The organism is Micromonospora sp. NPDC047738 (assembly GCF_040642675.1).
In the GTDB taxonomy this organism is placed as follows: Bacteria; Actinomycetota; Actinomycetes; order Mycobacteriales; family Micromonosporaceae; genus Micromonospora.
This window is the reverse complement of sequence record NZ_JBEYSO010000055.1, coordinates 1-25,539: the sequence shown is the minus strand read 5'-3', so window position 1 is coordinate 25,539 and position 25,539 is coordinate 1. Positions and strand designations below refer to the sequence as shown.

The 25,539-nt window shown below is 69.1% G+C and carries 17 protein-coding genes and 1 pseudogene; 11 read left to right on the top strand and 7 right to left on the bottom strand.

Translation table 11 applies throughout. From position 1 onward, the window contains the following. Window positions 1-167 precede the first annotated feature (167 nt). The 3 genes from ABZ783_RS36250 to ABZ783_RS36240 form a co-directional block, all read right to left on the bottom strand. On the bottom strand, window positions 168-1,502 hold the full coding sequence (locus ABZ783_RS36250; RefSeq protein ID WP_357447333.1) for an FtsX-like permease family protein: 1,335 nt from the start codon (window positions 1,500-1,502) through the stop codon (window positions 168-170). A gap of 70 nt (window positions 1,503-1,572) precedes the next feature. Next, window positions 1,573-2,277, bottom strand: a complete 705-nt coding sequence (locus ABZ783_RS36245; protein ID WP_357447331.1) for an ABC transporter ATP-binding protein — start codon at window positions 2,275-2,277, stop codon at window positions 1,573-1,575. After that, window positions 2,274-3,311, bottom strand: a complete 1,038-nt coding sequence (locus tag ABZ783_RS36240) for an efflux RND transporter periplasmic adaptor subunit (protein ID WP_357447329.1) — start codon at window positions 3,309-3,311, stop codon at window positions 2,274-2,276. The genes ABZ783_RS36245 and ABZ783_RS36240 overlap by 4 nt, the downstream gene beginning before the upstream one ends. A 428-nt stretch (window positions 3,312-3,739) precedes the next feature. Between ABZ783_RS36240 and ABZ783_RS36235 the strand changes: the two genes are divergently transcribed. The 4 genes and pseudogenes from ABZ783_RS36235 to ABZ783_RS36220 form a co-directional block, all read left to right on the top strand. Then, window positions 3,740-6,472, top strand: coding sequence for a LuxR C-terminal-related transcriptional regulator (locus tag ABZ783_RS36235; protein ID WP_357447327.1), 2,733 nt, complete (start codon window positions 3,740-3,742; stop codon window positions 6,470-6,472). A gap of 130 nt (window positions 6,473-6,602) precedes the next feature. Continuing rightward, the gene (locus ABZ783_RS36230; RefSeq protein ID WP_357447324.1) at window positions 6,603-7,097 is read left to right on the top strand and encodes an SRPBCC domain-containing protein; all 495 of its coding nucleotides are present in this window, start codon (window positions 6,603-6,605) and stop codon (window positions 7,095-7,097) included. A gap of 79 nt (window positions 7,098-7,176) precedes the next feature. Further along, window positions 7,177-8,514: an SGNH/GDSL hydrolase family protein gene (locus ABZ783_RS36225; protein WP_357447321.1), complete on the top strand. Its 1,338-nt coding sequence runs from the start codon at window positions 7,177-7,179 to the stop codon at window positions 8,512-8,514. A 21-nt stretch (window positions 8,515-8,535) separates the two neighbouring features. Beyond that, window positions 8,536-8,673: pseudogene (locus ABZ783_RS36220) on the top strand (DUF4193 family protein); the annotation flags it as partial. Here ABZ783_RS36220 and ABZ783_RS36215 read toward each other — a convergent pair. Further along, window positions 8,622-8,978, bottom strand: coding sequence for a hypothetical protein (locus ABZ783_RS36215; RefSeq protein WP_357447318.1), 357 nt, complete (start codon window positions 8,976-8,978; stop codon window positions 8,622-8,624). The pseudogene ABZ783_RS36220 and the gene ABZ783_RS36215 sit on opposite strands and share 52 nt — an antisense overlap. Before the next feature lie 613 nt (window positions 8,979-9,591). On the opposite strand from ABZ783_RS36215, the gene ABZ783_RS36210 reads away from it, so the two are divergent. Then, on the top strand, window positions 9,592-10,974 hold the full coding sequence (locus ABZ783_RS36210; RefSeq protein WP_357447335.1) for an alkaline phosphatase PhoX: 1,383 nt from the start codon (window positions 9,592-9,594) through the stop codon (window positions 10,972-10,974). A 363-nt stretch (window positions 10,975-11,337) separates the two neighbouring features. On the opposite strand, the gene ABZ783_RS36205 is transcribed toward ABZ783_RS36210, so the two are convergent. Both ABZ783_RS36205 and ABZ783_RS36200 read right to left on the bottom strand, forming a co-directional pair. After that, window positions 11,338-11,811, bottom strand: a complete 474-nt coding sequence (locus ABZ783_RS36205) for a VOC family protein (protein ID WP_357447315.1) — start codon at window positions 11,809-11,811, stop codon at window positions 11,338-11,340. Window positions 11,812-12,199: 388 nt separating this feature from the next. Continuing rightward, window positions 12,200-13,450, bottom strand: a complete 1,251-nt coding sequence (locus tag ABZ783_RS36200) for a hypothetical protein (RefSeq protein ID WP_357447312.1) — start codon at window positions 13,448-13,450, stop codon at window positions 12,200-12,202. A gap of 430 nt (window positions 13,451-13,880) precedes the next feature. On the opposite strand from ABZ783_RS36200, the gene ABZ783_RS36195 reads away from it, so the two are divergent. The 4 genes from ABZ783_RS36195 (at window position 13,881) to ABZ783_RS36180 (ending at window position 17,536) form a co-directional block, all read left to right on the top strand. Then, window positions 13,881-14,372, top strand: coding sequence for a hypothetical protein (locus tag ABZ783_RS36195; RefSeq protein WP_357447309.1), 492 nt, complete (start codon window positions 13,881-13,883; stop codon window positions 14,370-14,372). 95 nt (window positions 14,373-14,467) lie between these two features. Continuing rightward, window positions 14,468-14,827: a MarR family winged helix-turn-helix transcriptional regulator gene (locus ABZ783_RS36190; RefSeq protein WP_357447306.1), complete on the top strand. Its 360-nt coding sequence runs from the start codon at window positions 14,468-14,470 to the stop codon at window positions 14,825-14,827. Between the two features lie 392 nt (window positions 14,828-15,219). Further along, window positions 15,220-16,176 (top strand): S1 family peptidase, encoded by a 957-nt coding sequence (locus tag ABZ783_RS36185; protein WP_357447303.1) that lies wholly within the window; start codon window positions 15,220-15,222, stop codon window positions 16,174-16,176. 163 nt (window positions 16,177-16,339) lie between these two features. Beyond that, window positions 16,340-17,536 (top strand): sialidase family protein, encoded by a 1,197-nt coding sequence (locus ABZ783_RS36180; RefSeq protein WP_357447300.1) that lies wholly within the window; start codon window positions 16,340-16,342, stop codon window positions 17,534-17,536. Window positions 17,537-17,750: 214 nt separating this feature from the next. Here ABZ783_RS36180 and ABZ783_RS36175 read toward each other — a convergent pair whose 3' ends face one another. Then, window positions 17,751-20,411, bottom strand: a complete 2,661-nt coding sequence (locus ABZ783_RS36175; RefSeq protein ID WP_357447297.1) for a glycoside hydrolase family 97 catalytic domain-containing protein — start codon at window positions 20,409-20,411, stop codon at window positions 17,751-17,753. Between the two features lie 532 nt (window positions 20,412-20,943). On the opposite strand from ABZ783_RS36175, the gene ABZ783_RS36170 reads away from it, so the two are divergent. Together ABZ783_RS36170 and ABZ783_RS36165 are read left to right on the top strand one after the other, a co-directional pair. Beyond that, entirely contained in the window at window positions 20,944-22,872 is a 1,929-nt protein-coding gene (locus tag ABZ783_RS36170) for a glycoside hydrolase family 97 catalytic domain-containing protein (RefSeq protein ID WP_357447294.1), read from the top strand. A 93-nt stretch (window positions 22,873-22,965) separates the two neighbouring features. Then, on the top strand, window positions 22,966-25,539 hold a 2,574-nt coding region (locus ABZ783_RS36165), incomplete at its 3' end, for an NPCBM/NEW2 domain-containing protein (protein ID WP_357447291.1).

Here is a 25,539-nt window from a genome sequence, read left to right as displayed (position 1 = left end):
AAGAACATCCTCGCCGCCGGGCTGGCGGAGAGGTAAAACGCCTGCGGAGCTGACAGAAGACCTCAAGGGAAAATCCTCCCGGAAAGGCAGTCGGCGATGAAACAGGAAACCTCACGGGCGACCGTGAGAATCCCGGCCCATCAGGGCCGGGAGGATGTCAAACCTGCTCAGGCGCGCATGACGGTGGCGATCGGGATGCGGGCGGCGCGGATGGCCGGGACGAGGCCGCCGAGCAGTCCGGCGATCAGGCCGGCGATGACGCCTGCGGCCCCTGCCTGCCAGGGGAACACGAGGTCGCGTAGGAGCTGCTCCCGATCGCCGAACAGCGTGCTGATCGCGGTGAGTGCGAGCGCGGACAGTCCGATGGCGGCGGCTGCGGTGAGCAGGCCGGTCAACAGTGTCTCCGCGAGGACGATGCCGGCCAGCAGCGACCGTGAGGTGCCCACCGCGCGCCGCAGCGCGAATTCCTCGACCCGCTCTCCGACGGTCGCGAGCCCGACGTTGAGGATGCCGGCGACGCCGATGAGGAGGACCAGGCCGGCCATGCCGAGGAAGATCCAGCGGATGAGTGCCAGCTCCTTGGCGATGTCCTTGCGCGCCTGGATCGTTTCGAAGTGGATCTGCTCGGCGGGTATCCCGCTGGCCGTGAGGCGGATCCGCAGTAGCTGCTCCACGTCGGCTGCGGTGGGCGCGAGCATCACTTGCAGCCCGGGGCCGTAGTCGCCGCCGTTGCTCGCGCGGGGTACCCAGTTCTGTAGCTCATCGGCTCGGGTGTAGGCGGTGGGCTGCGGGTTGCCGTCGTCGATGACGCCGATGATGCGTGGCGTCGGGTTGGCGGTGGCCCCTTCCACGCGCATCTCGGCTGGTACCTGGTGGCGGGTGAAGCCCTTGGCTGCTTCGAGGTTGATGACGATCCGGGGGGACAGCGACGGGTCGGAGGAGAAGTCCAGCCACTGGCCGGATACCGGCCGGAAGGGCCGGAACTGGCGGATGTCGCCGGTGAGCGCGTTGAGGCTCAGCTCGATGGCTTTGCCGGGCACGGGAACGGCTGGGGCGTCGCCGGCCGCCTTCATCGGCTGGCAGTAGCCGCGGGGGTCGCAGTACATGTCGCCGCCACCGGGGCCCGCGTACTGTCCGCCGCCCGGCTGGTCGAACGGTGCCGCGCCGGGGTTGACCGGGCTGACGCCCGGCTCTCCGATGATCGCCTGGGTGGTGGAGACCGCGACCGCGTCCGTCCGCCCTTTCAGGGTGTCCTGGCTGATCTGGATGGTGTCGGCGTTGCCCGGCAGGTAGGTCTGCCGGGTGCCGTCCTTGCCCATGTGCAGTTCCAGGTCAGCCAGCCGGGCGCTTTTGGCGGTCTCGGCGCCGACCTGGACGACCACGACGGCCATCACTCCCAGGAACAGGCTGACCATCGACAGGAGGGTGCGGGTCTTGCGGGCCCGGATGCCCTGACCCCCGATGATCAGTGCCGAGCGGAACCGCCCGGAGAGCCGGATCACGCGGCCACCCCGCTGCGCTCAGCATCGGCCCGCACCGTTCCGACCTCCGCTGTGTGCCGTGCTAGCCCGCTCACTGAGGCACGCTCCTTGTGTCGGTAGCTGGGTGGAGTTTTCCGTCGCTGAGGCGCAGCACGCGTTGCATCTTGTTGGCGTGGTCCCAGTCGTGGGTGACCAGGATCAGTCCACAGCCCCGGTCGGTCGCCGAGCGCAGCACCTCGATCACCAGGTTGCCCGTCTCCGTGTCCAGCGCGCCGGTGGGCTCGTCGGCCAGCAGCAGACGCGGCTCCCGCACGAGCGCCCGGGCGATCGCCACCCGCTGTTGCTCACCGCCGGACAGGCGGGCCGGCCGGTGCTTGGCGAGATGGGCGATGCCGACCCGGTCGAGGGCCTCCAGGGTCCGGGCCCTGCGTTTGCGGCGCGGTAGCCAGCCCTGGCCGTTGACCAGGGCCATCGCCACGTTCTGCGCAGCGGTCAGGTGCTTGAGCAGGAAGAACCGCTGGAACACGAAGCCGAACTCGGCGCTGCGCAGAGCTGCCGCCTTCCGCTCCGGCAGCCGGGTGATGTCCCGGCCATCCAGCAGATACTGTCCACCGTCGGGCCGGTCGAAGAGGCCGATCAGGCTGAGCAGCGTGCTCTTGCCGGATCCCGACCGTCCGAGGATGGCCACGCTCTCACCACTGTCGACGGTCAGGTCGGTGCCATCGAGAATGACGCGCGGCGCCTTCTGACCCTTCAGCGTCTTCGTGATGCCGTGGAGCTGCAGCAACGCCGTCACTTTCCACCCATCGGAGCGGACGGGTCGCCCTCTACGCCTGGTTTGGCGGGTGGGAGGTTGGGGCCAGGGACGGCGACCGTCTCCTCGCCGGTGAGACCGGACTTGATCTGCACGACCTTGCCGTCGCTGAGCCCGAGCACGACATCCCTGGTCTCCCGGCTACCGTCCGGCTTGACCACGTCCACCTTGCCCCGGCCCTGCCCGCCGGCGACCGCTTCGACCGGGAGTACCAGCGCCTTGGTGGCCCTCGCGGTCACCACCTCGAGCGTGGCGCTGGCGCCGTTGATCAGCTTCACGTTGGCGGGTGCGGTGCACACCAGGCGCATCCCGGTCGGCTCCGACGGCTCGGTCCGCTCCTGCTGGCTTGGCGGCGACTGGACGACCGGCGGGGCAGACGGTTGGCCGGACGGCGCGGCGGACGGGGGTGCGGCCGGCGGGTCCGGGATGGTGCCGGCGGGCAGGGCCGCGATGGTGCCGAGCACCTTGCACGGGAACGGCCCGGGGCCGTTCTTGATCTGGGCCTGGACCGTCGCGAGTGCATCCGAGATCTGGTAGGCCTGCGCGCCGTCGATCTCGGCGACGAGCCCGTAGCCGACCTTCTTCGCCGAAACGATGGGCATTCCGGCCGTCACTTTGGAGCCGTCGTCCACCAGCCGGCCGGCGAACACCGCACCCGCCGGGACCTCGATGCGGTGCGCCTTGCCGGACGCCCAGACGCTCGCCACCCTCGTCGGCTTGGTCGGCGTACTCTGCGGCGGCGTGACATCGCGATACCGCACCTGCCCTGCGACTGGGGCCACGATCCCGAATACCGGGTTGATGGTCACCTTGCCGGACAGGCTCACCTTGTTGGCAAGGTCTTGGCGGGTGGGCTGCACGGTGGTCATGGTCGTGCCGCGGGGCGCGAGACCAGGCGTCTCCGCCTGCGCGCTCGGCTCGCTGCAGCCGGTAGCGGAGGCCACAAACATCGCAAGGACGCAGAGTGACAAGAGCCTTCGCACCGGTACCCCTAACTCGATCACTTCGGCGAACATCTGACAAGACGCCTGGGTTCGGCGATCGGTTGCCCACAGAGCGGGGCGACCTCGACGACGGGTCGACCCGCCGAAGAGTACCGCCGGCCCTCCTGCTCCGCTGCCCGCCGCGCGTAGAGGCCGATATCTGCCAGATCCGCTGGAGCTGACTATTCCGAATCGGAGCTATTTTCATTCGCCCAAGCAGCGACCGCCGCTCACTCGCCTCAAACTCCCGCCCGGCCTCGCTCCGGACAGGCGGTTCGCCGGCGATTCGGCGACGGTTTCCCGACCACCGCGGCGCGACTGCGCCGGTGCCGCCAGTTGCTGAATCCCGGGCCGTACCGACGCGTGCGGCACCTCCCGCCGCCGGCCCGCTCCGCGGCATGGCCGGACGTGACGGATCGAGCCGGCATCGGCGAGGATGAGGCGGTGAGGGGGCTGTGACGGTGGAGATCGAGATTTCGGCACGGGAAGCCGAGGTGCTCGCCCTGCTGAACGAGCGGTGCAGCAACGCCGAGATCGGGCAGCGGCTGTTCATCTCCGTTCGCACCGTTGAAAGCCACGTCTCGTCATTGCTGCGCAAGTACGGCGTCGCCGACCGACACGACTTGTCGGCACTGACATCGACCGCCCCGCTGGCGACAACGAACCCGGCGGACGCCGTCGTCGCCGGACTCCCCGCACCGCGGACCACCTTCGTCGGTCGCCGACAGGAACGGGAGTCACTGTCCAGAACGCTACGCGACGCCCGGCTGGTCACACTGGTGGGTACCGGCGGGGTGGGAAAGACCCGACTCGCCGTCGAACTGGCGACCGATCTGGTGTCCCGGTTTCCTGCCGGCGGCGCCTTCGTCGACCTGGTGCCGGTGCGCGACGGCTCCGTGCCCCAGGCCGTCGCCGCCGCGCTCGGCCTCACCCCCACCCCGCGCCAGCCCTTGTCCGAGGCAATAAAGGACGAACTCGGCGCGCAACGGTCGCTGTTGGTGCTGGACAACTGCGAACACCTGTTGGACGCGGTAGCAGCATTCGCCGAGCAGGTCCTCAACGGGTGCCCCGGCGTCACCGTGCTGGCCACCAGCCGGGAACGGTTGGGCGTGCCCGGGGAGCAGGTCGTGCAGGTGCTGCCGCTACCCGAGCCCGATGGACGGGCCCTCTTCGACGACCGCGCCCGGGCGGCCGGCGCCGACGTGCCCGGCGACCCGATGGTGGTCGGTGAGCTCTGCGCCCAGCTCGACAACGTACCGCTGGCGATCGAGCTTGCCGCTGCCCGCAGCGCCTCGCTGGGAGTGGACGGCTTGCTCGCGGCGTTCACCGATCCGCTGCGGGTGTTGACCGGCGCGCGACACGCCGATCAGCGGCACCGCTCGCTGCGGGCCGTCCTGGACTGGAGTTACGGCCTGCTGGACCCAGCCGAGCAGACGCTGTTGCGGCACCTCTCCGTGTTCGTGGGTGGGTTCGACCTGGCCGCCGCGGCCCGGGTGCCGCTGGTGGGCGATGTGGCCGGGACCGCCGACCTGCTCGGCCGACTGGTAGAGAAAAGCCTGGTGACCCGGGACCGGGATATGCGTCGCTGGCGGATGCTGGGTACCGTCCGGGCGTTCGCGCGGGAACAACTCGTCGCCGACCCGACCCGGGGTGAGGTGTACGACCGATACCTCGAATGGGCAACATCGACGGCCACCGAACTCGTCGAGCGGTTGAACGGCGCGTGGCGCGAGGACTTCGACCTCGTCGCCGACGATTTGCGCGCAGCGCTGCTCGGGCCTCGCAGTGGCGTCGGCTCGGCCCCGCACCAACTGGCTCGGGCGCTCGGTCGCCTGACCTTCACCCGTCGCTTCCTGGCCGCGTCCCTGGACTGTTACCGGCAGGCGGCCGCACGGGCACCGAGCCCCACCGAGGCGGTGGCGGACCTGCGCAACGCGGCGGACTGCGCGCTGGTGGGCACCGCGACCGGACAGCAGGTGCTGGACCTGATGCTGGCCTGCGCCGACCTTGCCGGGGCGGCCGGCGACGGCAACGCCCAGGCGCTTGCCCTGGCCCGGGTGGTCGAGATGGTCCACCGGTTCGACGGCCGCATCAGCAGCGACATGTCACGCGAACGGTTGACCGTCCTGCTGGAACGGGCCCGAGCCGCCGGCAACCCCGCCGATCCTGCGGTCGCCGCCGCCGTGGCGATCGCCGAGGCGTGGTACGCCGGAGGCCGCCGGTTCCACCCGGACCCGGATCTCGCCGCCGTCGCCGCTGCGGCCGCCCGCCGCTGTGGCGTGCCGGTGTTGGTCAGCGCAGGTCTGGACCTGCTGGGTACGGCCGCGGCGCAGGCCGGACGACCAGCCGAGGCGCGGCGGATCGGGGCGGAGCGGTTCGCGCTGCTGAGTGCGCTCGACCCCACCGACCCGCAGGCGGCACCCGAGATCGGTGACACCTTCCACGTCGCGGCCACCGTCGCGTTCCAGGCCGGTGACCTGCCCGCCGCACTGAATGTCGCGCGACGGATGATCGACGACGACCTGCTCGGAGGCCGTACTCATGCCATCGGCACCCTCGTGCCGGCCCTGGCGCTCACCGGTGAACTCGACGAGTCGCTGGCGCAGGCGGAGGCCTTGTGGGAGGGGTGGCAGCGGGTCGGCCGGCCACCGACGGGGGACGTGGCGGGTGCCATGGCGTTCGCCATGCTGGCGTGCGGGTTCCGAGGCGATCGGGACAGCCTGTCGCGGTGGCGGAACCGGCTGGCGGCGAGCGCCTCCGCCGCCGGCATCGAACTGTCCGCACTCGCGTCGGCGGTGTACGCGGACTGTCGCACCGCCCTTCACCTCGGCGAGTTCGACGACGCGTCCCGGCTGGTCGAGCTGGCATTCAACACCTTTCCCGGCTACCGGTACGAGACGTACGCCCGCGCCGCCGCCGCGGAGCTGGCGGTCGCCGCCGGCTTGCCGGGCGCGGCGCGGTGCCTCACGGTCGCCGAGGAGGCGATCACCGACAACGCGTGGGCGACCGCCTGCCTGGCCCGGGCTCGGGGGCGATTGACTGGGGACGTCGAGGCGCTCACCGCGGGGCTGGCCGGGTTTCAGCAGGCCGGAGCCCGCATCGAGTACGCCTGCACGCTGGCGCTCCTGCCCGGCCGGGAAGCCGAGGGCCGAGCCGAGCTGAGGTCGCTGGGTCTCACGGCAATGAGGGGCTGACCGCCGTCCCCGTTCCGTGGTGCGTTCCGTGGTCGAATCCGTGTGGCCACGGATGTGCCGGCGAGCCGGACGGCGGAGGCTGATCACCGACGGTAACGCCATTCCGGCGTTCGTGATCAGAGGAGTGGCCATGACGGGCACGGTGCAGCACCCAGGTGAAGTGGTTCACCGCATCTATCTCAAGGCCAGCCCCGAGGAGGTCTGGGCCGCGCTCACCCGCTCCGAGTTGACCAAGCGTTACGGGTACGGCGGCCGGATCGACATCGACCCGCGCCCCGGTGGCGCCTACCGCGGCTACGCGAGCGAGGCCATGGTAGGCAGCGGAGTCGACATGGTCATCATCGAGGGCGAGATCATCGAGGCCGAACCCGACCGGCGGCTCGCCCTGACCTGGCGGATGACCGCCGACCCCGCCATGGCGACCGAAGGACCCACCCGACTCACGTACGACATCGGCCAGGACGAGCGCGGACTGACCACCCTAACCGTGACGCACGACCTCACCGGGGCTCCACACACCGCGGCACTGGTCACCGGCGCCACCCCAGGCACCGGCGGCGGCTGGTCCTTCGTGCTCAGCGACCTCAAGTCGCTCTTAGAAACCGGCGCGGGCATCGCCGGTTGACCACACCGGGGTCGGCGTAGCCCACACGCCGGCCCGGCCAGCACCCATCCCCATCAGCAACGCCCGCAAAGGACACCCAATGAGACATCCAAAGTTTCAACCGCTCGCAGCCGGCATCGCGGCAGCACTGTTCCTGACCGCGCCCGCCCAAGCGGCGACCGCCCAGGCGCCGACAGCGCAGACCGGCCACGCCGGCACACCCTCCTCCGCCGACTGGCGGGCGGCGTGGACTGCCGCCGCGCACCACCCGTTCGAAGGGTTCGGGACGCCGAACTGGTCAGTCAACGGCTTTGCAAACCAGTCGCTGCGACAGGTGGTCCGGGTCAGCGCCGGCGGCTCGACCGTGCGGATACGACTGTCCAACCGCTTCGGCGACCGACCACTGAAGGTGACCGGCGCAACGATCGCGCTCGCCGCAGGCGGAGCGGCCGTACAACCGGGCAGCCTCCGCTCGTTGACCTTCGGCCGATCGAGGACGGCGACCATTCCACCCGGAGGCGAGCTCACCTCCGATCCCGCGCCGCTGCCGACGCGCGCGCTGGACTCCCTCGCCGTGACGCTGTACTTCGCCGGCCCCACCGGCCCAGCGACCGTCCACGAGAACGCGACGGCCACCACCTACCGAACGGCCGGCGACCGGCGGTTCGATCCCCAGGCCGACGCCTTCGCCGAGACCAGCACATCCTGGTACTTCCTCGCCGGCATCGACACGGCCGGCCAGCCGGAACACGCCCACGGCGTGGTGGTGACGTTCGGCGACTCGATCACGGACGGGTACGGCACCACGGTCGACGCCAACAACCGGTACCCGGATGAGCTGGCCGAGCGGCTCGCCTCCGGTCGTCGCCCGGTAAGCGTCGTGAACTCCGGTATCAACGGCAACAAACTGCTCGCGGACTCGACCTGTTTCGGTGAGGCGGGCGTGTCCCGGTTCGGCCGGGACGCGCTGGACCAACCGGGAGTCCGCGCTGTGGTCGTTCTCGAAGGCATCAACGACATCGGTGGCGGCGGCTACCCCGACTTCGGCTGCGGTGCGTCCCCCGTGGTGACTGCCGAACAGATCATCGACGGGCATCGGCAGCTGATCCGGGCGGCGCACGCCCGCGGCGTGCGGATTATCGGAGCCACCATGCTGCCGATGAAGGACGCGTTCGGCTACGACACGCCCGCCAACGAGGCGGTCCGCGACGCCGTGAACACCTGGATCCGCAATGGCGGCGAGTACGACGCGGTGGCCGACCTGGACCGGGCGCTCGCCGACCCGGCTGATCGGGATGCGCTGCGGCCAACCTACGACTCCGGCGACCACCTGCACCCCAACGACGCCGGCGCCGCCGCGATCGCAGCGGTCATCACTCCTCTTCTCATCCACACCGCTGTTGAGCACCACGACATCCCCCCGCGGTCACCGTCGTGACACCAATATCAAGCGGGAGAGGCCGGTGAGGAACTGACCGTGGCTGTCGTGCCGATGCAGCCGGACGAGTTTCGATGCGTGCGCTGTTTCCTGGTGCACCATCGCAGTCAGCTCGCCGCGCGGTCCGAGGGCCGGGAGGTCTGCCGGGACTGCTCCTGACGTTCGCTGTCAGGTACCATTTCCCGCCACTCCGGGCGGCCACCCAGCCACGCGTCGGCGAGGATCTTTGCCGACGCCCGGCTCGGGCAGTGGTGTAGCTTCGACCGGCCTGCGATGCCGCCGGTTTGCGCCTCTACTTCCCATAGCTGGCCGTCGGTGCGGATGTAGACGTCGCGGCGCCCCCGCAGGCTCCGGTCGCCGTTCCACCAATGACGCTCGATTCTCACGTGCTGACCGTATAGCACCACCTGCGGAAAGACGAACGGTAGGGATCTTGAGAAGAGGTGGTCGGCGTGATCGATCAACCACGGATTGTGCGCGAGAGTCGTCCGCCGTAGGGTGGCCGTCGGTGACCTGCGGGACGGGTCATGCCGCCGCCGATCTTCGGGTAACCGGTTGTCTTCAGACCTGCCCGGGTGGCCAGCACCGTGGCGATGCCGGACAGGAGGAAGGCCCACGGATGACCTTCGGCGTCGCCGGACCAGGCGGGCCGGCCGGAGCGACGCCGTGGAGATCGGATGCGCATTGCAGCCGTCCGACGATTGTGACGCAGGCCCGGTGCCAAAGACGGCAAACAAACACCCGCCGTGACCTACGTTCCGCGGCCTCACTTCGAGCCGGCAACGACGGCCGACGACCGGTGCAGAGGGCATCCTCGGTAATCGTCCTCGGTGAACAGGCATCGGAGTTGCGAGGCTTCCCTTAGCTTTCGCTTGGTTTGCGAAATTTTGACCGGGTTGAGCCAAGTCGCTGTCACCGTTGGCGGGATCAAATCGATCGGCATCTTGACGGGTGGGGCGGGATGTGACGTAGTTGATCGAGCGGCTCGAATCGATGTCGGTCGGCCGGTTGATCCGTCCGCCGCGGTCCACGTCGGCTCGCTACGGTCTGTGACGTCTAGGAGGCTTGCCCGTGTCTATGTCTCGCCGCCAGTTCCTGTCCCGCTCGGCCGGCGCCGGTCTTGCTGTGGCCGTGGTCGGTTCGGTCGACGCTCTGTTCACGGCGGCCCCCGCGCTGGGGGTGTCCGGCCCGGAGGTCGGGTACGGTCCGCTCGTGCCTGACCCGGGCGGCATGCTTGACCTGCCGGTGGGTTTCCGCTACAGGGTGCTGTCGCGCGAAGGCACCGTCCGGCCGGACGGTGGCATCGTGCCGAGCCGGTTCGACGGTATGGGTGCCTTCGCCGACGCGGCGCGCGGCGCTCGCCTGGTCCGTAACCATGAGTGCTCCCCGACGGCGAAGATCAAGGTCGTGGCTCCGCCGGAACGTACGTACGATCCGGCCGCCGGGGGTGGGACCAGCACGCTCGCCGTCGATGCGTCGAACCGCGCCGTCTCTGAGCACGTGAGCTTGGGCGGCACGGCCATCAACTGTTCCGGTGGCCGGACGCCGTGGCATACCTGGCTGACCTGTGAGGAGACCGAGGACAAGGCGGGTGCCCGCGGGTACACAAAGGACCATGGGTTCATCTTCGAGGTCGACCCGTACGACGATGCTCGCAACACCGATCCGACACCGCTGACCGCGATGGGTCGGTTCCAGCACGAGGCGGTCGCGGTCGACCCGCACACCGGCATCGTCTACGAGACCGAGGACGCGTTCGTGGCGCCGCTGGGCAGCTTCTACCGCTTCCTGCCGAACCGGCCGCTCGGCGGCCACGGGAGCCTGCGGGCAGGCGGCGTGCTGCAGGCTCTGCACGTCCCGGACCTGCCGGACCTGTCGGTGGTGACGACGGCGGGCACGTCCTTCTCCGGCATCGAGTGGCTCGACGTGCCGGACCCACTGGCGACGACGGAGTCGGTCCGTGCCCAGGACTACCGCAAGCCGATCACCGGTGGGTACAAGATCGAGGGCGCCTGGTGGGGGGAGAAGGACGACTGCGCCTACTTCGTCTCGTCGTTCGCCCGGCGTGAGCTGGGTTCGGCCCGCGACCACGACGGCCAGGTCTGGCGGTTCGACCCGCGAGCCAACACGTTGCGCCTGGAGACCATCTTCACCCGTCCGACGCCGGCACCGGAGAACCCGGAGTTCGACGCCCCGGACAACATCTGCATGTCGCCGTACGGGGGCCTGATGATGTGCGAGGACGGGGTCGGGGATCAGCACATCCTCGGTACGACCGCCGACGGCAAGGTGTTCGCCTTTGCACGCAACCGGGTCAACGTCGGCACCGCCGGGGACCCGGAGTACGGCGAGCTGGCCGGAGCGGCGTTCTCCGCCGACGGCCGGACCATGTTCTTTAACGTCTACAACCCGGGCATCACGTACGCCGTCACCGGCCCCTGGAACCGCCGCCAGGGCTGACCCCGCAGCCGCCCTGCGGTGCTCCCCGGTCCACATGTGATCGGGGAGCACCGCCACGCCTGGGTCTCGGGGCGTGTGGGTGCCAGAGAGTGACCGCGCGGGTCGTTCTCAAACCTTGAGGCGGCCAAGGGATTGAGGCGCCAACACGGCCGCAGTCGAAACCAGAAGCTCTATCTCTGCGCCCGGGGCACGGTGGCCGGCCTGCAATCACCGGGCTGACCAGCTCCTGCGATAGCTACTTCGACCTGAAGACCCCGGTTGAGGGCGCCGGCTTGTGCGATCATCGGTGGCGCTCTGCAACTGGTCGCGCCGGTTGCCTGGTCGGGCGCCGCGCTTCGGGCGTCCGACCAGGCCCTCCGTCGGTTACAGGTATGGGCGGGTGATCAGCTCGATCGCGTGACCGGCGGGATCCTTGAAGTAGACCCCTCGACCGCCGTGCTCGTTGTTGATCTCACCGGGACGTCGCATTTGCGGATCGGCCCAGTGCGCGATGCCGCGATCACACAGCCGCCGATACGCCCGGTCGAACAGATCGTCGTCGATCAGAAACGCGTAATGCTGCATCTGGATCTCCACCGGCGGCTCGGCGAACTGAAGCAGCACCCCATCGTTGAGCTGGATGTTGGTGAACGGACCCCAGGACGGTGCTTCCGGAAGTTCCAACAGCTCCCGGAAGAACCGAGCCGACCCGTTGCGATCCTTGGCGGCGATGATGGTGTGGTTGAACCTGACTGTCATTTGGCTGACCTCGCTGTTGCTCGACACGAAGAACGGGCTCGCGGTGCGCGAGCGCTGGGAGGTCCGCGTGCCGAACTGGGGTGCCTTCTCCGCACCCACCGTGCGATCAGCCCTCCACCGGGTGGCCAATCCGTGTGTGGCGTAGCGCCGGTCCGGTGTTCACGTCGGACGACGCTACTTGATCTCGCTGGCTGCGACAACAGCGCAGCGACCGGCTGTCGGGGGGCTCGTCACGCAGCTCCGGCCGGGTATGGGCGAACTCGTCGACGCACATAAGCCGCCCGGTCGGCGGGGTGTCGTACAACGCCAGGATCCGGTGCATCTCCGCCAAGAAGTCCGGGTCGGTGTAGGCCTTCCAGGTAGTCGTGGTCTGCCAGGAGACCTGACCTTCGCGAAGGAGGTCCTCGAGCTCGTCGAGCGACTGGACCCGGCCGCCCAGGGGCGACGATGTTCGGGTCCGGGTCCGTTACGCGGGGCGCGCGGCGGTCTACGGCAGACGCGCGAGGTATGCGAGCAGCGCCTTGCGGCTGTCCGGCAGCCCGTACTCGTCAACGAGCATAGCGACGTTGCCGAAGTCCTGCCCGTCGATCAGCCAGGGATCGGGTGACCGGCTCAGCACCTCGACGAGCCGTCGCTGTCGCGGCGCCAACGCCGCAGCGGGCGTCGCCGCCGGCAGCGGCCCGTCCGGGAACGCGAGGCGAAACGCCTCTCCCAGCACTGTCAACGACTGGTCGCCGCTGACGGTGGCCAGCCGGCGGAGCAGCGCGTCGAAGGCGCGGTCCGCGTGCTGGGGGCCGAGCTGCCGCAGGGCGAATCCGGCGTACCCACCCAGGTCCCCATTGAGGAACGGCACCCACCCCGCGTCCGACAGCGAGTTCACCGTGTCATCGGGCGGGGCGGCTGCCCAGGCCAACAGCTCGTCAACGGTCGCCTGGTCAGCCTCCGCACCCAGTACCCGGGCCCGTCCGATCGCGGTGGCCCAGCGGACCAGCGGGTGCGGGTCGGCCAGCAACCGGATGTCTGGCGCGGTGCCGAGCAACCCCGTGGCCACCAGCATGGTGGCCACCGCACCGGGCTCCGGTACGGTCTCCGCCCGGTCGGGCTCCAGTCTGGCCGCGGTCGCGTGAGTCAGCGCGGGCAGGCTGCCGGTGGCCTCCTCGGGGAACCAGGCGAGGGCGTGCGCCGCCCCGATTCGCACCCCCAGATCAGGGTGGCCCAGCAGAATGCGGAACAGCGGCACCCCGGCCCGTACCGCGTCGTACACCGCCAGTTCGATGTACGACCACAGCCGGTTCTGCTCCTCTGCGGCCAGGGACTGGACGTACGCGTACTCGACGTACTCCTGCTTCGCGTCGTCCTCACCGGTCCAGGGGAGTGGCTTGGCGGCCAGCAGCTCTCGCCCGCCTTCGGCGGCCCGGCGGTAGTCGGTCACCGGGAAGCCGTCCGGCAGGAAGTTCTCGTCGTAGCCGACCGCCAGGGAGGTCAGCAGGGCGAGTATCGCCGCCGGGTCGGGGGTGGCGGGGTCGGCGAGCAGTTCCAGCAGGAACGGCACTGCGTAGGCGCTCGCCTGGTACCGGCTGCCCTGGTGGAAGATGTTGGTGTAAAGGGTGCCGAGGGCGTCATCTCGTTCAGCCGGATCGGGCGATCGCAGGGCGCGGATCTGGCCGGGCAGATCGTCGGCCGCCCCGTAGGCGTGGCCGAGCCGCCGCCACTCGATGTCGTCAAGGCCTTCGAGCATGCCCTATGTTCCCCGTCGCCCATTCCGGCGTGGCGGTCGGGGTGCCGCCCGGAACGCCGGGGCAGGTGGGGACGTTCACGGGCGGCCGGGGGCGGGCGAACCGTGCGCGGTGCAAAAAATCTGTTTCGGTACGTGCACGACCAGGCAGACGACGCTGCCCCAGTTGCGCGACAGGGTCGGAGCGTGTCCACGGCCGAGACCGTCGACGGAGAGTGTCGGTCATCGGCAATCTTCGGGAGCGAAGTGATTGGACTTCGCAGATGCTCGATCCCGGGCCGCTTTGTCGCCCGTCGGTGGGAGGCAGCCGCGGCGGGGCCGGGTCGGGTCGGGCCGGGCCACCCGGTTGTCGTACCCGCACCCGCCGGGTCCGTACGGCCCCGAGCGGGTGATCTGCGACGTGCCGGGTGGCCCGCTCACCGAGGTGCGCGGCGTGCTGATCGATGTGGAGTGGCGTGGCTCCCCCGGCTGGCTGTTGCGGGACCGGAGGTTGCTGGCGCTCCCGGGATCGCGCAGATCTATGCGTTTCGCATATAGTTGGGGCATGGGGTCAAGCCTTGAAGCAGCCATCAACGAGTGGCACGCGAGTGTGAATGACGGGGACCTGCAGCGGTCGGCGAGGGCTGTTGGTGATCCGATCGTCGTGCTGGGACCGAAGGGCGCTGGCCCGATCACACCTGAGCAGTTCGCAGAGTGGGTGGAGCGTTCCGGGATCAAGCTGGTCCCGCGGTCGTGGCACCCGATCAGTGAGCGGCTCATGGTGGTGGAGGAGGATGCGACCTGGCCGGAGAGCAAGGCGCCAACGCGCGTGGCGACGGTCTTCCGCGTTTCCGGCGGCAAGGTGACTGCCTCACTGCGGTTGCCCGACCTCAAGTCGGCACTCGAGCTGGCCTACATCTGCCGCGAGATGGGGGCATCGGAGTGACCAGCCCGGGGCCGGGCCAGGTCTTGTTCGGCTTCGTGCGGCACTGGTCACGCCGATCCGTGACGGGGGATCCGGGGGCCGAGCAAGGACGACTCGTGCTGGTCAGCGAGGCGGTCCTCGCCCTCACCGAGCGCGGGATCTCTCCAACGGTCAACGCGATCGCACACGAGATCGGGATCGACCAGAGCGGAGCTTCACGGCTGATCAAGAGTGCCACCGCGGCGGGATACCTGGCCATGGCGGCCTCCTCGGCTGATGGCCGGCGACGCGAAGCGTCCCTCACACCCGCAGGCCGGGCCCTGCTGGAGCAGGCTCACCGGTGGCAGGGAGAGGTCTTCGACCAGCTGACCGCAGGTTGGAATGAGAAGCGGCGCCGCGACTTCCAGCAGGCGATGACTGACCTGATGGACCGGTCGTACGCGATGGACGCATGCGCCATGCCAACGCGTCGCTGAGCATCGAGGGACGCCGGTGGCTGGTCGAGCGCTGCAAGCCAAGCCCATTGCTCATGTCGCGGCAGAGATGGCTTCCCCTGGCCGCATCCATGACCTCGTGCACGCCCTCCTCGCGGTGAGAGGGGCACTGTGCACACCTCGCAGAGGAATCTGAGCATCGTGCACGGTAGCTCCGGCAGGATGCCGCGTCATAGCGTGAACCCTGTCGGGATGAAGATCATTACCCCCTCCACGTTCTTTTTGATCGAAGGGCTTCCATGAATTTCAGGAATTCGCAGTGGCGGCGTGCTGCCGCCGGCGTAGCGGCCGGGATGCTCGTCATCAGCGGGCTGCTGCTCCCGTCCAGCGCGCAGGCGGAGCCCGCCTCCAACGCCCCCGTGCGCGACGTACAGGTGGCTGGCGGCATCAGCGGCAAGGCGGCGACGGCGCTGGTCGACCGGCTCGGCAAGGCGCGTACCGGCGGCACCTACCTCGATCGGGAAAGCCAGCGCCTCGTCGTCGCCGTCACCGACGATGCCGCCGCCCAGGAGGTACGCGAGGCGGGCGGCATCGCCAGGGTCGTGCGTTACAGCACCTCCCAGCTCGACGCCATCACCACTACGCTCAACGAGTCGATCAGTCTGCCCGGCAGCTACTGGGGCACGAATTCGGTCGACAACCAGATCGAGGTCCGAGTGAGCAGCGCCGTCTCCGACACGGACTACGCCAAGGTGCAGGCGATCGCGGCCCGCTTCGGCTCCGCAATGGATGTCGGTCGATTCCAGGGCAAGCTCCAGAAGGACCTGAGTGGCGGCCGGTACATCAAGTCCGACGACGGCGGCACTTGCTCGTCCGGCTTCAACGTGCGAGACAAGAGCAACCCCGACTCGCTGTACTTCCTGACGGCCGGCCACTGCACCAAGGGCATCGTTGACAACGACTGGCGCGACGCGAACGCCACGTACCTCGGCTACGACGTCGGCGCTTTCTACCCGGAGCGCGACCACGGTCTGATCCGGCACTACAACGCCAACGTCAGCAAGCCGGGCAACGTCTACCTGCACAACGGCGAATACCAGGACATCGTCTATTCGCGCGACGCGTCCGTCAACGAGCCGGTCTGCCACAGTGGCTATGCCTCCGGATACCAGTGCGGCTACGTGACCCAGACCGGGATAACGGCCAACTACGGTGACGGAAACGTCTACAACCTCGTCGCCACAAGCTACTGCCGGGAGGGCGGCGACAGCGGCGGTCCGGTCTTCTGGCGTGACGCCGCCATCGGTATCCACTCCGGCGGGCACGACTGCGTCGGCTTCTACCAGCGGGTCAACCCGGCCCTTTCCTGGTACGGAATGGAAGTCTACTGACGGGCACCGTGTCAGAGGTCAGGTCAGGGTAGGTGAGCGAGCCGCGCCCTGCCTGGCGGCTCTGCACGGGCAACCTTGAGCGTGTCGAAGGTAATCGATGGGACGAGTTATGAGAATCTCCAGAGTGGTACGGCTGCCGGCTGTCGCCGCGGTGGTACTGACGATGACCGCGACCGCCCTGTCCGCCGGGCCCGCTTTCGCGGTCGCGCCCAGTCCTGAGGGGTACACCCTGTTCGGCGCCGATGAAACGCTGAACGGTGTCACCTACGACAGCTTTCGGATTCCGGCCATCGTGGCCACCACGCCGGGCACGCTGGTTGCGTTCGCCGAAGGCCGGCGCAACAACGAGGGCGACTGGGGCGACATCGACCTGGTGATGAAGGTTTCGACGGACAACGGGGCGACCTGGTCCGGGCTGCAGCCGGTCGCGACGGCGGGCACAGACACGTGGGGCAACCCGACTCCGGTTTACCACCCAAACAGCAACCCGGCCACGGGTGGGACGATCTGGCTGTTCGCGCAGCGGACCGACGGCAGCATCACCGATGTCTCGCAGGTGACCTGGGGGAATCGGGAGGTCTTCGCGCTATCCAAGTCGGTCGGAGCGGACGGCGCGCCCAGCGGGGCGTGGACGTTCAAGAACCTCAACTCCACGCTCAAGCCGTCCAGCTACAAGTGGGATGCGGTCGGCCCCGGCAACGGCATCCGCCTCACCCAAGCGGGCCCGGACAAGGGCGCCCTGGTCATCCCCGCCTGGGGCCGTAGCTTCTACAGCAGGGACGGCGGGGTCACCTGGCACCAGTCGACCCTGCCCAGCCGCAACGGCATCGAAGGGACCGTCGCGGAGAAGACCAATGGCACCCTCTACCGCAACGACCGCCCGAACGCGGCTGGCTTCCAGCCCTACCGCACCTACCTGAGCGGGACCCTCGCCGGCGGATACACGGGGTACCAATGGCACAACGGCGTCCACGACACGCTCACCGAGCCGACCCAGGCCCAGGGCTGTCAGGGCTCGCTGCTCCGCTACAACTTCGACGGCAGGCACCGGCTGATGTTTCTTCACCCGAGCCATCCCACCTACCGCCGGGACATGAAGATCAGCATCAGTTACGACAACGGCGCCACCTGGGACAAGATGTCGCGTCTCATCCCTCGCCCGGCTGGATGGGGCGGCGATGATCCGGTCGAGGGCGGCTACTCCAGTATGGCCAAGACGTCGGATTACCACGTCGCCGCGCTCATCGAAGCCAGCAAGGCCGACTCATCCAACCCCGATGGCACCGGCTCGAAGGCACACATCATCGTGTTCCACAAGTTCAACCTCAACTGGATCCTGAACGGCCGCACCGAGCCGTAGCGGGTCACGCCCTCGGTGCTGCATTTCAGGGCCGGGAGGATGTCAAGCGCAAGGTCACTGTACGAGGAACCGAGAGGGCCGGTTGCGCCACTGCCAGGGCGGCAGCGGTCGTCGCAAGGTCCCTCAATCGAGGGTGGGGAAGGGATCCGGGAGGGTGGCGTGTTGACCGCGCCCTCCCGGCCCTTCCCGGTGCCAGTGGCTCTGCTGAGACGGCTTATCCGCAGGTCACGCGGGCCTCGCCCCAGTCGGCGTGGTCGAAGTTCCTACCGTCTCCGCCGTCGGTGACCTTCAAGGTCAACATGCGTACTCCCGCGACGTCGACGCCGAGTGGGCGTGCTCCGTCGGCACGCCGGACGACTCCGGTGTCGGCGAGTTGCCGGCCGTCGCCGAGGACCTGGAACACGACCGAGCCGGACTGGCTGACCTCGTCGTCGATGCCGACCTCGGCCTGCAGTTGGCTGCAGGCCCCACCCAGCCACACGGTGAGCTGGCTCGGCGCGTGGGTCCCGATGCCCTTGGCGTACGTCCTGCCGCCGATGGACAGGGTCTGCCCGTCACCGGCACCCGTCTCTCCGTTGGATTTGTCGCGTTCGACCGGCCCCCACCCGTTGCTCTCGCTCAGGAACGGCAGGTCGCTCACGTACGTTGTTCCGCTCGGGCTGGGCGGCGGAACGAACACGCGGACGGCCTCTTCGACATGCACCGGGCGCTTCTGCGGGTCGTCGGAGAAGCGGTAGGTGGCGACGACCGGGACGTCGACGTAGCCGGGGGCGGCATCCTCCGCGGCGGTGACCGTCCACGCGCCACTGATCGACTCGCCGGCCCGCAGGCGCTTCGTCGATACTGGCGCGCCGTTCACGCTCCAGCCCGCGGTCGGTGTCACCCGCAGCGTGACGTCGGTGATCGGCGCGCCGGCGGGCAGGGTGAACGTGCCGCGTACGTCGATGGTGCTGCCTGGCCGTGCCTCCGCCTGGGTGGGCGTCACCGCAAGATTTGTCTGCGGCACCCGGCGCACCGGCTGTTCACAGGTCGACATTCCCTTGGCGTACTTGCAGACCATGGAGACGAAGCCTCCGTTGGTGGCTACCGGCACCGCGAGCCGGTCGTCCGAGTCGACAATCCGGGCCTCCCGGATCAGGCCGTGCGGGCCGTCGCGGAGGGTCTCCACGAGCCATTGGCCCTTGCCCAGAAACTTCAGCGGCGTCTCGAACGTCTTTGCCGGCACGGCCGAGATCGCGCCGAGGTACCAGCGCTCATTCGCCCGTCGGGCGAGGAAGACCTCCTGCCCTGGGCGTCCGCCGAGCAGGCGCGTCTCGTCCCAGGTCGTCGGGAGTTGGTTCAGCGTTCGGAGCGCCTCGGGGCGCGATTCGTAGTTCTCGGGTTTGTCCGCGGCGTGCTGCCAGCCCGACTCGTACACCAGGAACGTCGCCGCCTCGTGTGCGGCGGTGGTGTCGCGGTCGGAGACGACGAAGGCGACCGGGGTGTAGTCCATGCCACCGACGACGTTGCGCGTGAACGGGAACATCGTGTTGGTCGCGGCCCGGGTACGGAACTGCTCCGCGCCGCGGATTGCCTCGACGGTCATGACGTGCGGCCACGTCCGTTGGATGCCGCGGGGGATGGTCGCGCCGTGGAAGTTGACCATGAGTTGCAGGTCGGCGGTCTTGCGGAGAATGTCGTCGTACCACGCGAAGCGCGCCTGGGAATCCGAGTCCATGAAGTCGACCTTTACGCCGGCGACACCCCAGGACTTGATGAGCGGGAGCGTCTCGTTTCGTTCCTGTGCGGTGTCCAGGGCCGTCCAGTGGAACCACAGCAGCACCTCGACACCCCGAGCGCGCGCGTAGCGCACCACGTCCGGTACCCAACTGCGGTCCCAGCCCTCGTCGATCAGGACGTAGGACCATCCGTTGCGGGCGGCGAAGTCGACGTACTGCTTCTGGCGCACCGGGTCCCGAGGGCTGTCGTGCTCCGACAGCCACGACCACGCGACCGTGCCGGGGCGGATCCACGAGGTGTCGGCCACCTTCGACGCCGGTGCCAGGTCGTCGACGAGCGTCGAGGTGGTCACCGTGGCCAGGTCGCCCACGATCGCGGTACGCCAGGGCGTGGCCAGCGGGCCGGGTGAGGTGACCTCCGCGTCGGCGAGCTTGATCGTGTAGTTCCCCGATCCCGCATGGTGCGTGAGGCGGCCACCCGAGTATCGCCCGTCGACGTCCGACTCGGTGAGCAGGACGTAGGTGTTCTCGATGTCGAACAGTGCCGGGAAGCCGAAGTCGCCCGCTGCTGCCGCTGCGGCGGTCGTCTCGACCCGGGTCCCCTCGTAGTTGGGGGTGTAGGGCAGCAGCCACGCGGGTGCGCCGCTCGGCAGGGAGTACGACGATGCCTCCCGCTTGACGGTGACGCCGTCGGCGTCGGGAAGGACGTACCGGAAGGCCACGCCGTCGGCCGAGACGCGGACCACGAGGTCCATCCGCGTGCCGTGGGCACCGGCGAACGAGAGCGCCGTTTCCGCCAGCGTGGCGTGGCGGACGCGCTGTTTTCCGGTGGTCATGATGTAGTTCTCCGCCACTGTCCGGTCGGTGCGGCGGAGGAAGGTCAGGCCTCTGGTCAGGTCTTCGGCCGTGGTCTCGATGCCGACAGCGGAGGGCGCGAGCACGGTTTTGCCCTGGTGGGCGACGGCGAGCGACAACGCGCCGTCGGCGTCGAGCGCGACCGTCGCCGATATCGGCGTTACCGGCGACGGAGCACCGATCGCCCAGGTGGCGGTATCCGAAGCTGTGGCGGGGTTGGCCGCCACTGCCGCCGTAGCGGCGGCGAGTATGGGTACGACGCAGCGAACGATGAGCCGATGCCACGAGCTGTGCACACGCATAGATCATCCCTTCTATGCAGGTTCGATCAGCGGATGCCGAAGCAGCAGGCACGTGCCAGGGCGACGATGTGGCAGGTGATCGACGCGAGGCCTGTGCCTGCGCCGCGAGTTGCGGGACCCGTTGAACCTGACCGCGGTCGCGTTGCCTACGACGGCAAGAGCCGGCCGGGTGTGGCCGGCGTGAGGAGCCAACCTCCCTCCTGTCCGTTCACAAAATCCAACACCGGCGAACAGGGGTGCCGTTTGTGCGAGCGCCCTCATGGCCCTCGCGACGCGAAGCCTAGGGCGCGTAGCCGTGGACCGCTATCCTATACATCCGATGTTCATTCATGTCCATACTTGATCGGTCCTGTTGCGGTCGTTAATCTCGCGGAAACGTTCCTGCCCGGAGCAAGGCCGACCAGGACCCCCATGTCCGGCAGCAGTCCCAGGTGCCACCGGATGTGGACGAGCCTGAGCGTGCCGGGGGCGCGCCCGAGGTCCGCCGCGTCCACCGACCGGTCTCTCCGCCGCATCCGAGGAGGAGTCTGTGATGCACGTACCACTCCGACTGACCTGGCCGGCTACCGCGCGCTGCTCGACGTCGCGGATCGTGGCCCTCACGGTTGCCCTCGTCGCGGCGCTACTCGCCGGAACTCTCGCAGCCACACCCGCCAGGGCGGAGACCGCCCGGTGGACGGTCACGGCTACCTTCGCTGCCGACGGCCCGACGGCGCAGGTCACTCACGACACGGAGGCGGGGACCATCTCGTTGGCCGTGTCCCGCGGCGGTCGGACGGTCCTGCCGCCCAGCCCGCTGGGCATCCGGACCGAAGACGCCGACCTGACCGGCGGGCTGCGGTTCCTCGGCCGTAGCGACCGCACCGACGTCGAGCGCTACACGACGACAGTCGGCAAGGAAGTGCAGCGGCTCGCGATCTTCCGGGAGGCGCGATTCCGGTTCGCCGGCGCGGGCGACGCCCGGGTCGACCTGGTCGTCCGGGTCGCCGACGACGGCGTCGCCTACCGGTATGAACTGCTCGACGACTACGGGTCGGTGCTCGGCGAGGCGTCCGCGTTCACCGTTCCCGCCGACAGCACCGCGTGGCTGGCGAACCACCGCCGGGACTACGAGAACCCCTACGTCCAGACCACCGCCGCGGCCGCGGCCGCCCGGGAGTACCTCGCCCCGGCGCTGTTCGACGTCCACGGCACCTACCTGATGCTTGCCGAGTCCAACCTCGACGGACGCTACTCGGGCGGCAGCCTGGTGCATGACGGCACCGGCACGTATCGGGTGAAGCTCTGGGACCAGAGCGTCCTGGTCGACGGGCCGTTGGCGACGCCCTGGCGGGTGATGGTCGTCGGCGACCTCGACACGATCGCCACCTCGACGCTGGTGGACGACCTGGCGCCGCCGTCGCGGCTCACCGACACCTCGTGGATCCGCCCCGGCCAGGTGCTCTGGACCTGGCTCGCCGGAGGGCGCGGCGCCGGGCAGAGCCTGACCCGGCAGATGGGGTACGTCGACTACGCCGCGCAGCGCGGCTGGCCGTACGTCGCGGTCGACGCGGGCTGGTACTTCGACCCCCAGCAGTGGGACGTCACCGACCCGAACTGGCGCACCAACAGCTGGATGCCCGAGCTTGTGCGCTACGGGCGCGAGCGGAACGTCGAGATCATCGTCTGGATCCACTTCCGGGACCTCGACACCGCGCAGGAACGGTCCGAGTGGCTGCCGACGCTGCACGAGTGGGGTGTCAAGGGCGTCAAAATCGACTTTATGGACTCCGAGTCGCAGGACCGGCTGCGGTGGTACGACGAGATCCTGCCCGCGACCGCCGACAACGAGCTGCTGGTGAACTTCCACGGCTCGAACATCCCCAAGGGCATTCACCGGGTCTGGCCCCACGTCATGACCATGGAGGGCGTTCACGGCGCGGAAAAGAGCAGCCTCACCACCAGCCACATCACCGCGCTGCCCTTCACCCGCAACGTGGTCGGCTCGATGGACTACACACCGATGGCGTTCCACCGCAACCGGCCCACCTCCGACGCCCACGAGCTGGGGCTGTCGGTCGTCTTCGAGTCCGGCCTGCAGAACCTCGCTGGCACCCCGGAGTCATACGACGCGCGGCCGGAGGCGGTGCGCTTCCTCGAACAGGTGCCGACCGTCTGGGACGAGACCAAACTGCTCGCAGGCCGTCCCGCCGACAACGCCGTCTTCGCCCGTCGCAGCGGCCAACGGTGGTTCCTCGGCGGTAGCACCTCCGGTACCGCCCGGACCCTGAACGTACCGCTGAACCTGCCGGCCGGGCCGTGGCTGGTGGAACTGATCACCGACGGGGACAGCGGGCTCGTGCGCAGCCAGCGCGTCGTGCAAGCCGGAGACACCCTGCCCGTCGAGGTGATCGCCAACGGCGGCTTCGCCGGCCTGGCATGCCGCTGGCACGCGAACCTCACCACCTGCGACCGGCCATAGCCGCACCCGCGAGTTCCCGAGGGGAGAGCCATGCGCACACCACCATCAGGCAGGTCGCCGTCGAGGCGACGTACCACCTGCGCGGCGCTGGCCGTGTCCGCGTCACTGCTGCTCGCACCGGCAGGCGTCGTCCCCGCCAGCGCTGCGGTCCCCGCAACCACGGCCGCGCCCGACGAGGAGACGCTCACCGCCGCGAGTTCCTCGCCGCAGCTCGCCGAAGCCGTCAACTGGGCCATGTCGCGCGCACGGCAGCATGTGCAGACCGGCAAGCACGGCCCGGTGAACGGGAACGGCAGCAACCCCGGCACCGGCGAGGCCGACTACATTCCGTCGTACTGGGCGGGCTACGCCCACCGCACCGCCTTCTACTCGCGCGACTTCGTCCACCAGGCCGCAGGCGGGCACCTACTCGGCTTGGAGGCCGAGAACAAGTCGATGCTCACCGCGTTCGCGGCGAGCGCGAACGAGGCGCGCAAGTGGTACCCGCTGTGGGCGTTGAACTTCGACGGCAGCCCCTACAACGTGGACTACCGCAGCGACACGAACTTCGTACGCGAAGTACCCGCGGTGTTCGAGCTCGTGCAGGAGGCCGAAGAGCAGTACCGCTGGACCGGCGACGCCGACTACCTCAACGACCCCGTGCTCTGGCGGTACTACACCAAAGCAGTCACCGACTTCGTCGCGCTCCACGACACGCAGCTGCCCAACGGCATCGCCGAGGGCACCGGCCGTGGCATCTTCCAAGGCGCCGCGAGCTACAACGAACGCAGCGACCACGCCGTCATCGAAGCCGGCGACGGGCTCGCCTCCCAGTACCGCGCGTACCTCGCCTACGCGTACCTCGCCAAGCAGAAGGGCGACGCCGCTACGGCGGCGACCTTCGAGCGCAAGGCCGCGGAGCTCAAGCGGTACTTCGAGGACGAATGGGGCGTCACCCGGGACGCCTGGGAGTATGTGCGCGGCCGCGGCCCAGCGAACGAACCGTACGCCGGCTTCGGACGCGAGAACTCGGTCTTCTACGCCGTCAAGGAGTTCATCGACGCCCACGACAAGCGCACGTGGGACTACCTCGAATACCTCGACCGCATGTACGTCGAGGACCGGCCCCCGAACATCGAGGCGACGACCTACGTCCCCGACGCGCTGTTCAACTACGGCTTCGACGTGCAGGCGTGGACCTGGATGAAGGACATCATCTCCAAACTCCACCTCCCGCACGAGGTCCCCACCCAGGGCACGAACGGCGACTACCCCGAAACGAGCTTCACGCTCGTATCCCAGACCGTCGAGGGACTCGCCGGGGTCCGGCCGAACGCACCCGAGCACGCCGTGTCGGTGCGCTCACACCTGCCCGCCGAGATCGGATGGCTCGACCTCGACCACATCCAGGTCGGCGCGCACGACTTCGGCGTCCGCCACGACGGCACGACAAAGACGGTCGTCAAGCACAACGACGGACCGCAACCGCTGACGGTCACCGTGCAGTTCCCGGGCGGCTGGCCGAAGCTCAAGGTCGACGGCACGCCCGTAGAGCCCGAATACGTGCACGTCAACGGCCGAGCGCTCTCCCAGGTCACGCTGACCGTTCCCGTCGGCCGGTCGGTCACCGTCACCACCAGCGGCGACGTGAACCCGAACCGGCACGGCGACCTCATCCTCACCCATCCGCAGGACTTCGCGCTGCTCTCGCCAGCCAACGGCGTGACCCGCGTGCCCGCCAAGGGCGCGACCTTCACCTGGCAGCCCGCGGTGAACGCCCGGGAGTACCACCTGTGCATCGCCCGGAACGCGGCGATGACCGACGTCGTCGCCGAGGCCACAGTCAAGGAGCCGACCGCGACGATCGGTTCACTCGATGCCGGGCGGACCTTCTACTGGGAGGTCACCGCCGTGAACCCCCGCACCGGGCAGAAGCTCGTGGCGCCCGGCGGCCAGTGGCGCTTCCGCACCATGCCCACAGCGGTGCCGGACGCGCCGTCCCCGGTCGGCGCGTACCGCGTCGGGAACCACGTCGGCGTCACCTGGACAGCGTCCGACGGCGCACTGACCTCGACGATCTACCGCGCACAGGCGGGAAGCGACTACTTCACGGCCATCGCCACCGACCAGACGGGCACCTCCTACCTGGACCGCGGCGCAGCCGGCGGGCCCTACCGGTACAAGGTGACATCGACGAACGAGGTGGGCGAGGGGCCGGGAACGATCGCCGAGGAGCAGGCCGCACCCGCCGACGGCCCCGTCGAGTACCTCAGCGACCGCGACTGGGTCTCGGCGACCGCCGGATGGCGAACGGTGCAGAAGGACCGCGCCGTATCAGGCAACCCGATCCGCATCAACGGCACCGAGTACGCCAAGGGCATCGGCACCCACGCCAACTCTGAGATCGTCTACGACCTCGAACCGGCGGACACCAGGTTCGTCGCGACCGTCGGCATCGACGACGTGCAGCGCAACTCGCCGAACGCATCGATCACCTTCCAAGTGCTCGCCGACGGCAAGGTCGTCTACGACAGCGGGCTCATGCGCGCGCAGCCGTACTCACCGCCGCAGCGCGTCGAGCTCGACATCCTCGGCATCGAGCGACTCGTGCTGCGAGTCACCGACGCCGGCAACACCAACAACAGCGATCACGCCGACTGGGCCGACGCCAAGGTCATCCGCCTTCCG